This is a genomic window from Pauljensenia sp. UMB1177, assembly GCF_030217965.1.
In the GTDB taxonomy this organism is placed as follows: Bacteria; Actinomycetota; Actinomycetes; order Actinomycetales; family Actinomycetaceae; genus Pauljensenia; species Pauljensenia turicensis_A.
In genome coordinates, this window is the sequence record NZ_JASOOV010000001.1 from 220,324 (window position 1) to 232,917 (window position 12,594).

At 57.4% G+C, this 12,594-nt stretch carries 11 protein-coding genes; 1 reads left to right on the plus strand and 10 read right to left on the minus strand.

Going from position 1 to position 12,594, the window contains the following annotated elements:
* Positions 1 to 14: 14 nt before the first annotated feature.
* The 9 genes from QP442_RS00950 to QP442_RS00990 form a co-directional block, all read right to left on the minus strand.
* The gene (locus tag QP442_RS00950) at positions 15 to 491 is read right to left on the minus strand and encodes a DUF3180 domain-containing protein (protein WP_006680778.1); all 477 of its coding nucleotides are present in this window, start codon (positions 489 to 491) and stop codon (positions 15 to 17) included.
* Entirely contained in the window at positions 492 to 2,714 is a 2,223-nt protein-coding gene (folK, locus tag QP442_RS00955; RefSeq protein WP_006680777.1) for a 2-amino-4-hydroxy-6-hydroxymethyldihydropteridine diphosphokinase, read from the minus strand.
* A complete protein-coding gene (folP, locus tag QP442_RS00960; RefSeq protein WP_006680776.1) occupies positions 2,711 to 3,538 on the minus strand; it encodes a dihydropteroate synthase in 828 nt (275 codons plus the stop codon). Before folP ends, folK begins: the two co-directional genes overlap by 4 nt.
* Entirely contained in the window at positions 3,535 to 4,107 is a 573-nt protein-coding gene (gene folE, locus QP442_RS00965; RefSeq protein ID WP_006680775.1) for a GTP cyclohydrolase I FolE, read from the minus strand. Before folE ends, folP begins: the two co-directional genes overlap by 4 nt.
* Positions 4,107 to 6,086 carry an ATP-dependent zinc metalloprotease FtsH gene (gene ftsH, locus QP442_RS00970; protein ID WP_103632698.1) on the minus strand — a complete coding sequence of 660 codons (1,980 nt, stop codon included), beginning with the start codon at positions 6,084 to 6,086 and terminating at the stop codon, positions 4,107 to 4,109. Before ftsH ends, folE begins: the two co-directional genes overlap by 1 nt.
* A gap of 84 nt (positions 6,087 to 6,170) precedes the next feature.
* Positions 6,171 to 6,725 carry a hypoxanthine phosphoribosyltransferase gene (gene hpt, locus QP442_RS00975; RefSeq protein WP_040318362.1) on the minus strand — a complete coding sequence of 185 codons (555 nt, stop codon included), beginning with the start codon at positions 6,723 to 6,725 and terminating at the stop codon, positions 6,171 to 6,173.
* A 132-nt stretch (positions 6,726 to 6,857) separates the two neighbouring features.
* Positions 6,858 to 7,988, minus strand: coding sequence for a tRNA lysidine(34) synthetase TilS (gene tilS / locus QP442_RS00980; protein WP_181002144.1), 1,131 nt, complete (start codon positions 7,986 to 7,988; stop codon positions 6,858 to 6,860).
* Positions 7,981 to 8,817 (minus strand): hypothetical protein, encoded by an 837-nt coding sequence (locus QP442_RS00985; RefSeq protein WP_181002143.1) that lies wholly within the window; start codon positions 8,815 to 8,817, stop codon positions 7,981 to 7,983. Before QP442_RS00985 ends, tilS begins: the two co-directional genes overlap by 8 nt.
* A 145-nt stretch (positions 8,818 to 8,962) precedes the next feature.
* Positions 8,963 to 10,339 (minus strand): D-alanyl-D-alanine carboxypeptidase/D-alanyl-D-alanine-endopeptidase, encoded by a 1,377-nt coding sequence (locus tag QP442_RS00990; RefSeq protein WP_285069513.1) that lies wholly within the window; start codon positions 10,337 to 10,339, stop codon positions 8,963 to 8,965.
* Positions 10,340 to 10,446: 107 nt separating this feature from the next.
* Here QP442_RS00990 and QP442_RS00995 point away from each other — a divergent pair, with 107 nt between their 5' ends.
* Complete coding sequence (locus tag QP442_RS00995; RefSeq protein WP_040318497.1) at positions 10,447 to 10,938, plus strand: inorganic diphosphatase; 492 nt, start codon at positions 10,447 to 10,449, stop codon at positions 10,936 to 10,938.
* 107 nt (positions 10,939 to 11,045) lie between these two features.
* Here the strand turns inward: QP442_RS00995 and QP442_RS01000 are convergent, their stop codons facing one another.
* The gene (locus QP442_RS01000) at positions 11,046 to 12,335 is read right to left on the minus strand and encodes a C40 family peptidase (RefSeq protein WP_006680768.1); all 1,290 of its coding nucleotides are present in this window, start codon (positions 12,333 to 12,335) and stop codon (positions 11,046 to 11,048) included.
* Between the last annotated feature and the right edge of the window lie 259 nt (positions 12,336 to 12,594).

The following is a 12,594-nucleotide window of genomic DNA, read 5'->3' on the forward strand; positions in this document are numbered from 1 at the left end:
TGTGGTTCGTCGAATCAGGCGGGGCTGACATTCGGGCTGTGATGCTCCGGATCATCGTCAGCATCGATGACGCACCAGCGTTCAACGATAACCGCACACACGCACCAAATGATTCCCGCAACGGCGCTCAACCCAGAAATCACAGCATTGGCAACCATTGCTGGAGCCCCAATACGTGCCATCGAAATGAGCATGAGAGCGATAAGCGTACCCGTGACGATTGATGAAACATACGCGCTGGCGCGGGCTGCCACGGCGATACGCAACGCATTGAGCGCGTTCACCCAGGTTTTACGGTGAGCAAGATAGCGCTTCACATGAATACCCGACCAGATCAGCATGAGCGCAAGGAAAAGTTCAAGCACCATGATCATCGGAGTGACTTCAAGTGGAGTGCCACCCATGATGACAACACCCATTCCGATCACGCCCACCAAGAGCAACGCAATGATTGCGTACCCAATCAGACGAGGTAACGAAACGGGTTTCATTCACTCACCCTGATCTTTAGTCAGTGGAATGTGTCCAGTTGAAGAGGGACGAACCACAAGCTTGCGGATGATCGATGTCTTCGTTACTTCAGAGTCATCGATCGGACCGCGAAGCGCATCTGCCGGTAGCTGAGGATCAACGATTGAACGTCGCTGAACGGCCCCAGATGACGAAAGAGCATCGACGGGGCTTGGTTCGTCAACAATACGTACCTCACGATGAGCGAAATCCCAACTCGGAAGAGCACGTGACGTCGGCCGAACCTCACCCTTGCGAGCGTTTTCAGGCACACGATCTTCGGTCGGGTTCAGTTCTTGGGCTTCGTCACGCGGGAACAGTGGGAACCACTTCAGTGAGCGTCCAAACCCCTGCAGACGATGGGAAGACGTCGACTTGGAAACAGGTTCTGACTCCCGGCCAGCCTCTTCACCCGCTGATGTTTCTTCGTCGTCATGAACGTCTGCATCAGCATCCGCAACAGATTCTTCCTGCGCATCCACGTTAGGAGGAATAGAAGCCTCGTCGCTCATCTCGACGGGCGATTCCGATTCTGTTTCGTTCCCTTCGACCAAGTTGTCCTGATCAAGCATCACCGGATTATCAACGTCCAGCTCAGGCACCTCGACGATATCGCCAGATTCTTCCTGGTACTGAGTGTCAGCTTCGTCCTGCTCAGCAACGGTTTCTAAGGCCTCGTCGGCCCGGCTCAGCGACCACTTGGCCCACAACGCGTTCCAGAGTTTGTCATCTGCTCCCTTATCCGGTTGCAGATTCACGCGAGAGATAGCCGGCATACGGTCAAGACGAGTCTCTTCACCTTCAAGAGTCGGAGGAGCAGCTAACGCGACCGACAGATCCGACAGATCCAAGTCATACAAGCTCGGAACACGTGGCGTCTGAGACTCAGCATCAACGCCAACAGCAGAGTCCTGCCGAAGCTCAGACTCCGATTCAGGCATCGCGTCAGCCGAACGTGTCTCTTCGAGATCCACAATCGAAGAGACACGAGCAGACGAAGTAGCATTCAGACACTCATCCGACTCAGCGATCACGGACGCTGGGTCCATCAGCCAATCTTCAACCGCGTCAATGATGCCATCTTTGTCCGAGGCATCGTTGAAAAGCTTTTCAACTTCCACCCCATCAAGCTGGGCCGAAGAATCAGCCATCAGCCAAGGAGCGAGAACAAAAGCACGAGAATGCGCGCGAATATGCGGAAGAACAAGCACGCCATCGTCGTATGAAATACCCGCGTAATCGACAATGTCAATGTCCAGCGTGCGCGCACCCCAGTGCTCGCTACGTTCGCGCCCAGCTGCGTCCTCAAGTTCGTGGGCAACGTCGAGGACCTCGCGCGGGGTCAAATCTGTATCAACCAGTACGACAGCATTCCAGTAGTCACTCTGCGGCTCCTGGTTCTCGTTCAAAACAGGAAGTGTGCGTAGGATCGGCGATACGTTCACAACGTCGAAACGCGCATCATCAATCAACGCTTCGATTGCCGAAGCGAAGGTTGACGGCACGTCACCAATATTTCCGCCCAATGCCAAGACCACTCGGACGGGCGATGCCGGACAATCCTCACCCTGATCGGCTACCTCGTCTACCTCGGAATCAAGGGCAAGGACAGGAACCAAAGCCGAAGGTCGCGGCGAAGAAGAATCCGTGTCCACGACAGACGCCGATTCGCTCAGGTTCGCGAGCCGATCATCATCGGCCATATCACCGCCAGTAGCGACTGAGCCGGGGTGGCCGGCCTCGTCGATAAAGGAACGATCCCGGGCAGAATCTGACACGCCAGCTGACGCGGACACATCAGGAGACGAAGATGCAGATGACGGCACAGCAAGCGGAACCTGCCCGCGACGAACCGTCACCGACACATCCACAAATGGCTGTTCAAGCGGGGCCTGGGGCTTGTGAACCGTCACTTCAACGCCGAGGACGTGAGCCAAGCGCAAAAGACGCCTCGCAATCGCATTGCCGAGGGTCTCGATCAGCTTCACGGAGGGACCTGAAACAATCGACGTGATTTCATCCGCGACCAGCGCATACGACACAGTGTCGGCGATATCATCTGACGATGAGGAAGCGGACGTATCCACCCACAGGGCACAGTCGACGATAAACGGCTGGGGCGCGTCATGCTCGAAGTCAAATACACCGTGAGCAGCCTCAACGTGCAGACCACGCAAAGTGATGACGTCAAGCGGCGAGCTCATCGCGTTTCCTCATTTCCTTCACGCATCATGGCAACATTCAAGCCAACGTTGTGAACGCGAACCGCCCACACACTGTTACGCATGCACGTCACACTGATCCGACCAGTTTCTTCGTCCATGTCCCGCCCAGTCGCTTTGATGAAACGCTTACGGGACGCGCCGATAAGAATAGGGTAGCCCAGTGCGGTCAGTTCCCCTAGAGAACGCACAATCTGCCAGCATTGTTCGTTCGTCAGCGAGAATCCGAGACCGGGATCAATGACAATTGCATCGCCACTCACGCCGGCATCCAGAGCCAGATCAACCTGGTGCATCAGACGCTCCGACAGTGTTGCCATCAAGTCGGAGCCGTAGTCGAAGTGTTCACCAGGCATTCCGGGAAGCGCACGATAGTGCTGAAGAATGAAACCTGCCTTCGTATCCGCAACAACCGAGAGCATCTGCGGATCCCAGCCACCACCGGACACATCGTTAATGATCAGCGCCCCAGCTTCCATGGCACGCACCGCGCTCACAGCGTGCAACGTATCAACCGAGCAAACGATCCCATCTTCAGCCAGCGATGAAACGACGGGACCAATGCGTTTCCACTCTTCGTCCGTATCGATCCGCGTTGACCCGGGAGCGGTGGACTCGCCACCAATGTCGACCAGCGTAGCCCCTTCGGCGATCATCTGGTGCGCATGTTCGATCGCGGCATCCACGTGCGCCCATTTCCCGCCGTCTGAAAAAGAGTCGGGAGTGACGTTGAGGATGCCCATGACCAGCGTGTTTTCGCCCCCAAGCGTACGGCCATCAGGCAGAAGCGGACCGCGGAGATTCACGAACGATCACCTCCAAGGACGAGAGCCATCATCTCAGCGCGTGTCGTTCCGTCATTCATGATTCCGCGCAGTGCACTGGTAACAGTGGAAGACCCGGGCTTCGTGATGCCACGCATGGACATGCACATATGCTCTGCTTCCATAACGACGATGACTCCCTGGGGGCAAAGGACCTCGTCGATGGCGTCCGCGATCTGCGCGGTCAGGCGTTCTTGAACCTGAGGGCGACGCGCGTAGCCTTCGACGACACGTGCGAGCTTCGACAGGCCAGTGACCTTGCCACCGCACGGAATATAACCGACGTGTGCACGACCGTAGAAGGGGAGCAGGTGGTGTTCGCAGATAGAGTGGAAGGTGATGTCGCGGACTAGGACAAGTTCGTCCGTTCCCGCCTCAAACTGAGTACGCAGGTAGTCGCGCGGATCTTCTTCCAAGCCAGAGAGCATTTCACGCCATGCGCGCGCCATCCGTTCAGGAGTACCTGCCATACCTTCGCGCGTCGGGTCCTCGCCGATCGCAATCAGCAGGTCGCGCGACGCTTTTTCCACGCCGGCCGCGTCGTACGCCATCAGTTCTCCCCTGCTTGGCTTTCGTTCGTGGACGAGGCCGGGGCCTCTTCAACACGGTCAGCTTGCTGGGCCGGCGCAGTGGGAGTCTGAGCCGAGGGAATACCCACGGGGTTACCCAAGCGAGCACCTTCAATAGCGGCATCCGCGCCGTAGTTCCAAACGGGGCGCTCATCCTGCTTAACGACATCCTTGAAGATTTCAGCAAGCTGAGCTTCATCCAGGGTCTCTTCGTCCAGTAGGCGCTGGGCAAGGGTGTCCAAGACATCGCGGTTCTTGGTCAGAATCTCCCATGCTTCGCGCATAGCGCCATCCAAGAGTAGGCGAACTTCATCGTCGATGATGCCAGCCATCTCGTTAGAGTAGGGGCGAGCTTCAGAGCCACCGCCGTGACCGAAAGCTTCGGTGTCGGTGGTGCCAAGCTTGACCAGACCCACGCGCTCAGACATACCGTAATCAGTGATCATGGCGCGTGCGGTCTTGGTGGCCTGCTGGATGTCGTTTGCCGGGCCCGTCGACGGATCGCGGAAGATGAGTTCTTCGGCTACGCGACCACCCATTGCGTACACCAGTTCATCGAGGAGCTGGTTGCGCGTGTGGTTGAAGCGGTCTTCGGTCGGCATGACCATGGTGTAGCCGAGCGCGCGACCACGCGGCAGGATCGTCACTTTCGTGACTGGGTCGGTATAGCGCAACGCTGCGGCGCAGAGTGCGTGACCACCCTCGTGGTAGGCGGTAACAGCCTTGTCATGGTCATTCATCACGCGGGTGCGCTTCTGCGGGCCGGCAATCACGCGATCGATTGCTTCGTCAATCGCACGATTGTCGATCAGGTCCGCGTTCGAGCGCGCTGTCAGCAGGGCTGCTTCGTTCAGAACGTTGGCCAAGTCAGCGCCGGTGAAACCAGGGGTGCGCTTCGCGATCTGGCGCAGATCAACGTCGTTGGTCATGGGCTTGCCACCAGCGTGGACCTTCAGGATGGCTTCGCGGCCCTTCAAGTCGGGAGCTTCAACAGCGATCTGACGGTCAAAACGACCCGGGCGAAGAAGAGCCGGATCCAGAATGTCAGGGCGGTTCGTTGCAGCGATCATGATGATGTTCGCACGCTCGTCGAAGCCGTCCATTTCAACCAGCAACTGGTTCAGAGTCTGTTCACGTTCGTCGTTGCCACCGCCAATGCCGGAGCCACGGTGGCGACCAACTGCGTCGATTTCGTCGACGAAGATGATCGCGGGAGCCGCCTTCTTGGCGCGCTCGAACAGGTCGCGAACACGAGATGCACCGACGCCGACGTAGAGTTCCATGAACTCCGAACCGGAGATTGAGAAGAACGGGGCGTGCGCTTCACCTGCGACCGCCTTGGCCAGCAGGGTCTTGCCGGTTCCGGGAGGACCGTAGAGCAGAACACCACGCGGGATGCGTGCACCAACCTTGTGGAACTTGTCAGGCGAAGCCAAGAATTCGCGGATTTCTTCGAGTTCTTCGACGGCCTCGTCTTCTCCGGCAACGTCAGCAAAAGAGATGTCGGGGCGTTCCTGGTTAAATTCCTTTGCCTTGGATTGGGCGAATCCGCCCATCATCCGCGAGCCGGACAATCTGGACATCAAGAACCAGAAGGCGAGCATCAGGATCAGGATGGGGATGACCATCTGTAGGACGGCAGAAATGGCTGACCCCTGGGGACGAATGGCGTTCCATCCCTTTACGGGGGCCTTTTCAGTGACCGTGGTAAGAATCTCTTCGGTCTGGGTGTACGAGTACGTGAAGTAGACGTTCTTACCCAGATTGCGAGTCCTATCCCCCAGGCCGGTGGCCTCGTGTGTGTAGTCCTGCGTCAGCGTCAGGTTGACCTGCTGGGTGCCCTCGTTCAGGACAACGCGTGACACGGTTTCACCCTTGAGGATTTCGAGGCCCTCGGACGTGTCAACTGCGCGCGGTTGGAAGTACTGCCAGAGGAACCATCCACCGATCATGAAAATCATGAAAGGGACGATGATTCCAGTCCAGCGAACTCGCTTCTTCTTTGCCTTTTCAGCCACAAGTTTCCTTTGAAGTAATGCGATAGATCAGTGTGAGTACACGGACGGCTTGAGCGTTCCAACGAACGGCAGATTCCTGTACTTTTCGGCGTAGTCGAGGCCGTATCCGACGACGAATTCATCAGGAATGTCGAAACCGACGTAGGAAACTTCCACGTCAACCTTCATTGCTTCCGGCTTGCGCAGGGCGGTGGCGATCTTCACACTCTTCGCGCCACGCGATTCAAGGTTGGTCTTCAACCACGCAAGGGTCAGGCCGGAGTCGATGATGTCTTCAACGATCAACACGTCGCGACCATTCACATCGTGGTCTAGGTCCTTCAGGATCCGGACAACACCCGACGACTTAGTACCACTGCCATACGAGGACACGGCCATCCAGTCCATTTCCAGCGGAGTGTGCAGTTTGCGTGACAGGTCAGCCATCACCATGACAGCGCCACGAAGGACACCAACCATGAGGATTTCTTTGCCTTGATAATCCGCGTCAATTTGCGCGGCCATTTCGCTCAGGCGCTGGTCAAGCTGCTCTGCCGTGACCAGAATTTCCTGCAGGTCGTCGCCCATATCCTGTGCGTCCACGTCATCTTCTTTCCGTGAATGCGCCCCCAATTCGAGAAGCGCCCTACCATCAAGATTGCCACATGTGCCCGCCTGACGCGATCCATCACGTTCTTTGTCACCTTAGGGCGAACGTGCCACTGAGGTTCGACGCTAGTGAGTGCGAAGAAATGGGACGAGGCTGGCCCCATTTTCTTTATCTTTTAGCCGAAAAATGGCCAGTGAGGGCACCTCAATTTCCTTCTGACCGTGCCAATTCACGACAAGGTTGTCGACGCGATCAATGTGGGTCATAGCGAGCTTTGATTCGTCAGCTCCACATTCGATAAGGAAGCGTCGAATGATGCGGGTTCTGACAGCTTGCGGAAGTGATTTCAAAGGTTCGACTGTAAGAGCCACCGTTTGAGTGTGCGCCTCGGGATACGTGTGGGTGGCCTCGTCGATGGGGGAAAGCGAAACGGGGCGCTCTAGCGTCACTTTCACGCGCGCCCACTCCCTATCAGCCCATTGGTTCAGAGCATCATCGTCACGCGCCACAAGGGTCGCCGTGCGCGCTAGGGCAAGCGCAGGGTCACTACCGAGCGCCTCCCCCAGTATCGGAATCGCACGGTGACGCAGAGCAGATCGGCGAAGAGGAGACCCGTCGGCGGCTTTCCAAGGACCATCGGGATAGTTCGTCGGATCATCAACAAAGCTAACTGCAAGCGCCTGACAGGTAGCGATCGTGTCGGCTCGACGCAGATGTAGCAGGGGACGAATCCACCTGATCCCCTCGCGGTCGGTCGCATCTTGACGCATCGCACGTAGCGAATGTGCTCCCGAGCCTCGTCCCAGGCGCAGGAGAACCGTTTCCGCCTGATCGTCCAATGTATGCCCCAGCAGAATCGGAGCATCGTAGGAACGCGCCACCCGCGCGAGCACCTCACGACGCGCCTCGCGCCCAGCACCTTCAGGACCTCCTTTATCCGCGAGCGCGACCCGCACAACGCGGGAGTCGGCTCCATAGGATCGGGCAAGGTCTCCGACGGTACGTGCCTCGTCAGCTGATTCCGCGCGAACTCCGTGGTCGACAGTCACAGTGACAATGTTGAGTCTCAAGCGGGAGGCACAATCTAGGGCACACAAGGTGAGCGCCAACGAATCGGCGCCACCGGACAAGCCGATGACAACAGCGGAGCCCGGCTGGAATTCCTTCAAACACGCCCAGACGGCACGCGATACTCTGCCGAGTCCGCCACCGGGGTTTGGGCCGATACGCGACGAAAGAGAGGGTGTTTCAGCCAACGCGCATAGTCCACACGTCAGGGTTTGCGCATTCGTGAGCCGAAGGAACGTTCGCTTCGTCTTCAACCAGTCGCGGCAAATGCCCACCGTGGATGATGAATCGAGCAAATTCTTCAATACCGTCACGGCTGGGATTGTCAGGCATATGAGTGTTCTGGTTCTCGTCGGTTGGCTCGCCAACTCCGACGTAGTCAATCAGGGAACGAACAGAGACACGAGGCCCGTGACTGCGCAACCACTCTACCGAGGACAGGTCCTTTGCCGTCAGAGTGTCCATACATGCGTCGACAAGAGCGTCAGCAAGCAGGAGTCGTTCAATGAAAACGTCCAGCCCACCATCCGGTTTCCAGAGGAAGGGAGCGGCGCTCAAGATGACGCCATAGAGACCCGCATGCATATTGACCCACTTACACCATTGGGACTGATCCAAGGAATAGCGGTAGGTGCGTTCCAAAACGTTGGGAGCCAGCAGAACACGCGAGCTGGTTGTCGGATCCCACAGGGCGGTCGCGTGCATTGTGAGCGTGCGGGTAATCCTTGCCCCAGTGACAACATCCATCAGAGATTCGTTGGGCATCGACGTGTCATAGATCCTGGCGACCATTGAGGCGAAGGTATGACGATCAACCACATAGGTCGGCTGATTGACTACACAATCAGCCGCTTCGTCTAGTCCGGTCAACTTGGCAAGCCTGCGATCTGCCCACCCGGTTGCTTTCTTCAGCATCGCAACACACGTATAGGCATTCGACGAGTGAGTCGCCGGGCCAGCATAGGACAAGGCATTCATCACGGACGCCATAGCGGACGCGCCAAAAGGTACCTGCATGCCCCCAAGTCTAAAAGGAAAGTGCTGTCCCGACCTTTTAGTCGGAGAAACGTGCACGGGCGAATAGAGGAAAGGTGGTGCGGGCACACGTCCGGCGTGTCTCAGAGCTACGGCATCACTCCTCAGGGCCACACGGCCTGGCGCGTCAGAGAGCTGCAAGCGCGCCGACGAACTTATCCAACGCGGGACGAGTGTTCGCAGCTGCATCGTCAGGAACGTTCTCCGTGCCGATCACGTAGACCAGCAGTCGCCCGCTGGAGGTCGACACGACGCCAGCGAGGGTCGAAACCGTCGACAGTGAACCAGTCTTGGCCTGTGCGTTTGCCCAGGCGGCAGAGTTGGACATACGACGTGTCATCGTCCCGTCAAGGCCGGACCACGGCAGTGAACGGACCAGGTCAGCCGTGCCACCCGACCCCATAACGGACGATCGGATGACATGTGCCAGCGTGTAGGGGGCTATTCTGTCGTTGCTCGACAGGCCCGAGCAGTCGTCTAGGCGCAGCCCGTCAATAGGATGCCCCGCGTTCGCGACAGTGGTGGCAAGAGTGGCGACCGCTCCTTGGTACGAGGTCTCTTGTCCTGCGGCGGATGCACTCAATCGACAGTATTGGTCGGCAAGCGTGTTGTCAGAGTTGTGAAGCATCCATCTGACCTGTTCAGCGACCGTTGCTGAGTCGATTTCTGCGATCTTCTGCGCCCCTTCGGGGGCAGTGGCAACAGAGCCTAGGGTTGTCGCAATTCCGGCCGAATACAGGGCGTTCGCGAACACCTGCGCGACTTGCGCTTCAGGGTCATCAAAGAAGGAGTAGGCGTCAGGCACTGTCCTGCCAGCATCGATGGCCATCGCCCCAACATGTCCCTCGAACTCACCAACACCCTGAGAAAGCCAGTCTGCGGAATGATCGGGGCCGACAAACGGATCGGCTTGCCAGTAGAGGGTGGTTGCGCTCAACCCAGCTTCGGCCAGCCTCTTCGCGGTTTCGTTTGCCAGATCGACGAGGCCGGCTCGCCCATTGACCTCACTGGCGTTCGAGGGGCCGGCGCCAAGAAGTAGATCCCCATCGGAGGACAGGTAGATGTCTGAGCCTTGAAGCTGAACGCGCGTCTTCAACGTTGAGGAGGGATCAAGGGTATTGAGTGCGGTAAATGCTGTCAGAACTTTTGTGATTGATGCGGGAGTGTGCCCTTGGTTTGCTCCAGCATCCAGCAGAACTGTGCCCGTTTGCGCGTCAAGGACGCTTCCCCATGTCGTGTACTGGCCTTCACTGCCTGCTCGGGTGACAGATGCCCAGGCGGCTGCGACAGCGTCAGGAGATACTTCAGCGCCTTGCGAGAGTGTTGCCGGCGAGAGGGATTGGGGTTGTTCAGCGGGAAATCCAGGAATCGGAGTCGCTTGCACATCTGACGACGTTTGCGCGGCCGACGAGGCACTATCACCAATATCGGCACTGTTGCACGCAGCAAGACCCGCAACTAGGCCTACAGCGCATACAATCACACCAACAGTCCTGTGACGCATGGATCTCCTCGAGGTTAAATACACTGGTTTCAACAGTAGCGTTTCGGGTAGCAGGCAGGCGGTCCGACACCCATAGGGCCGTCTCGATGATGAAGGAGCTCACCATGATGGAATTCGACGTGACCATCGAAATTCCCAAGGGGAATAGAAACAAGTACGAGATCGATCATGAGACCGGGCGTATCCGTCTGGATCGCATGCTCTTCACGTCGACGCGTTATCCGGATGATTACGGTTTTATCGATGACACCCTCGGCGAAGACGGCGACCCGCTTGATGCGCTGGTTCTGCTTGAAGAACCCACGTTCCCCGGTTGTGTGATTCGTTGCCGTGCTCTGGGTATGTTCCGTATGCGCGACGAAAAGGGCGGTGACGACAAGGTTCTGTGTGTCCCCGCATCTGACCAGCGCGCCTCATGGCGTACCGACATCGATGATGTGTCGGAGTTCCACCGCCTTGAAATCCAGCACTTCTTCGAGGTCTACAAGGATCTTGAGCCCGGCAAGAGCGTTGAAGGCGCTCACTGGGTAGGTCGTGAAGACGCCGAAGCTGAAATCCAGCGTTCCTATGATCGCCTCACGGCAGCAGAAGACCACTGACCTTCCCTGAACCTCAAGAGGGGCGGGAATCGAGTTGAACTCGATTCCCGCCCCTCTTTTTGGATGCTCTGAGCTTCCTTTCGATTCCTCGATCAGAATGACCGGTATCAGAAGCGCACGACGTACGGCATGAGCTGATTCCAACCCCAGATTGAGGTGATACGGACACTACTACCCGGAGCCGGTGCTTCGATCATGCTACCGCCACCTAAGTAAATGGCAACATGATAAATTCCGGACTGCGAACCGTTGGTCGACCAGAACAGCAAATCACCGGGTTGAGCGTTATTGAAGGACACTTTGGTTCCGTAGTCGTACTGCGACTTGGAATAGTGAGGAAGATAAACACCTGCTGATGCCCACGCAATCTGAGTGAGACCCGAACAGTCAACACCACCTCGTGACGCCCCACCCCATACGTAGGGGACGCCCAGGTAGCTCTTCGCTGTTGCGATAGCAGTCGATGCGCCACCGGAGCCGGGGTAGCTGACTGGCGGTTCGTATGACGGTTCCGGAGTCCACGACGATGAGCCTGACGCCGCCGCTTCAGCTTGGCGAGCTGCTTCACGTCGCGCAGCTTCCTCGGCCGCTGCACGCGCCGCAGCTTCGGCGGCGGCTGCGCGTTCTGCTTCAAGGGCCGCTTCGCGTTCTTGGATCAGTTCGACCGTGGTGTTCTGCTTGCGGGCGAGCTCAGCAAGGTAACCTTGGCGGGTTGCCTCAGTGGTTTCTTGAAGAGCGAGTGCCTTCTGGGCACTCGCCTGCGCAGCTTCAGTGCGTCGCTGTACTTCAGCCGTTGCTTCAGTTTGTGCAGCAACTGCTTCGTCGGCAGCTTTCTGCATGACGTTGGCGACCTGTTGAAGGGCAGCAACGCGTTGCATCTTTGCGTCAGCTGAAGCGGAGAAAGCTTCGATTGATGCCTGCTTGGTTTCAACAGTGCGCAGACCATCCGCGTTCACGTAGGGGGCAAGGGCATCCATTTCGGATCCGCCATCGCGGTACGCAGTCTGTGCGACTGAGGCAATTTCTTTCTTGCCCGCTTCGAAGTTCGCTTTTGCTTCATCAGCATCAGCTTGCGCTGAGCTGGCAGTGTTCTTGGCTTCTTCGAGAGCTATGTTGGCTGCGTTGAGATCTTCTGCTGCGACCTGGGCGGCCTGAAATGCTTGATCGGCTTCAGTCTTCACTGATGCAAGGCGAACTTCGATCTGAGCCACTGAAAGCTTGGCAGCTTCTTCTTCTGCCTGCGCGCGGGCGATGTCCGCTTCTGAGGGGGCAGCTTGCGCCATTTGTGGGGCGATCAGCGCCATGCTGGCAAGCAGAACCATTGCTCCTACACGGAAGCGGAGACGCTGCGAACGTCTTGACTGGTTGAACACTACTTCACCTGTCGTCGGGAACATATACGAGCATCGTCATCAGACAGTGCACCTGTGGTGAGAGTAGTCACTCTTAACAACAAAAGCAACACCTGCAACTATTTTCACATCTTTCCCATTTACAACATTGACAACATCAGCAACATATTTGGTCATCATCTCGCCCCCGCGTCATACAAGTCCTTGGACTGAACAGAGCGCTTTTTCTCCTCTTAGGCGGACACGTGATCTTACGGATACCTCGCTGACTGCGGGTCAGTCACTTTCAGCACCAGCACTAAAG

What these genes read in the sequence shown, in the direction of transcription:
- QP442_RS00985 (WP_181002143.1), bottom strand. Translation starts at nt 8,817, where the DNA reads ATGCAGGTACCTTTTGGCGCGTCCGCTATGGCGTCCGTGATGAATGCC.
- folK (WP_006680777.1), bottom strand. Translation starts at nt 2,714, where the DNA reads ATGAGCTCGCCGCTTGACGTCATCACTTTGCGTGGTCTGCACGTTGAG.
- QP442_RS00990 (WP_285069513.1), bottom strand. Translation starts at nt 10,339, where the DNA reads ATGCGTCACAGGACTGTTGGTGTGATTGTATGCGCTGTAGGCCTAGTT.
- folE (WP_006680775.1), bottom strand. Translation starts at nt 4,107, where the DNA reads ATGGCGTACGACGCGGCCGGCGTGGAAAAAGCGTCGCGCGACCTGCTG.
- QP442_RS00950 (WP_006680778.1), bottom strand. Translation starts at nt 491, where the DNA reads ATGAAACCCGTTTCGTTACCTCGTCTGATTGGGTACGCAATCATTGCG.
- ftsH (WP_103632698.1), bottom strand. Translation starts at nt 6,086, where the DNA reads ATGATTTTCATGATCGGTGGATGGTTCCTCTGGCAGTACTTCCAACCG.
- QP442_RS00995 (WP_040318497.1), top strand. Translation starts at nt 10,447, where the DNA reads ATGGAATTCGACGTGACCATCGAAATTCCCAAGGGGAATAGAAACAAG.
- QP442_RS01000 (WP_006680768.1), bottom strand. Translation starts at nt 12,335, where the DNA reads ATGTTCCCGACGACAGGTGAAGTAGTGTTCAACCAGTCAAGACGTTCG.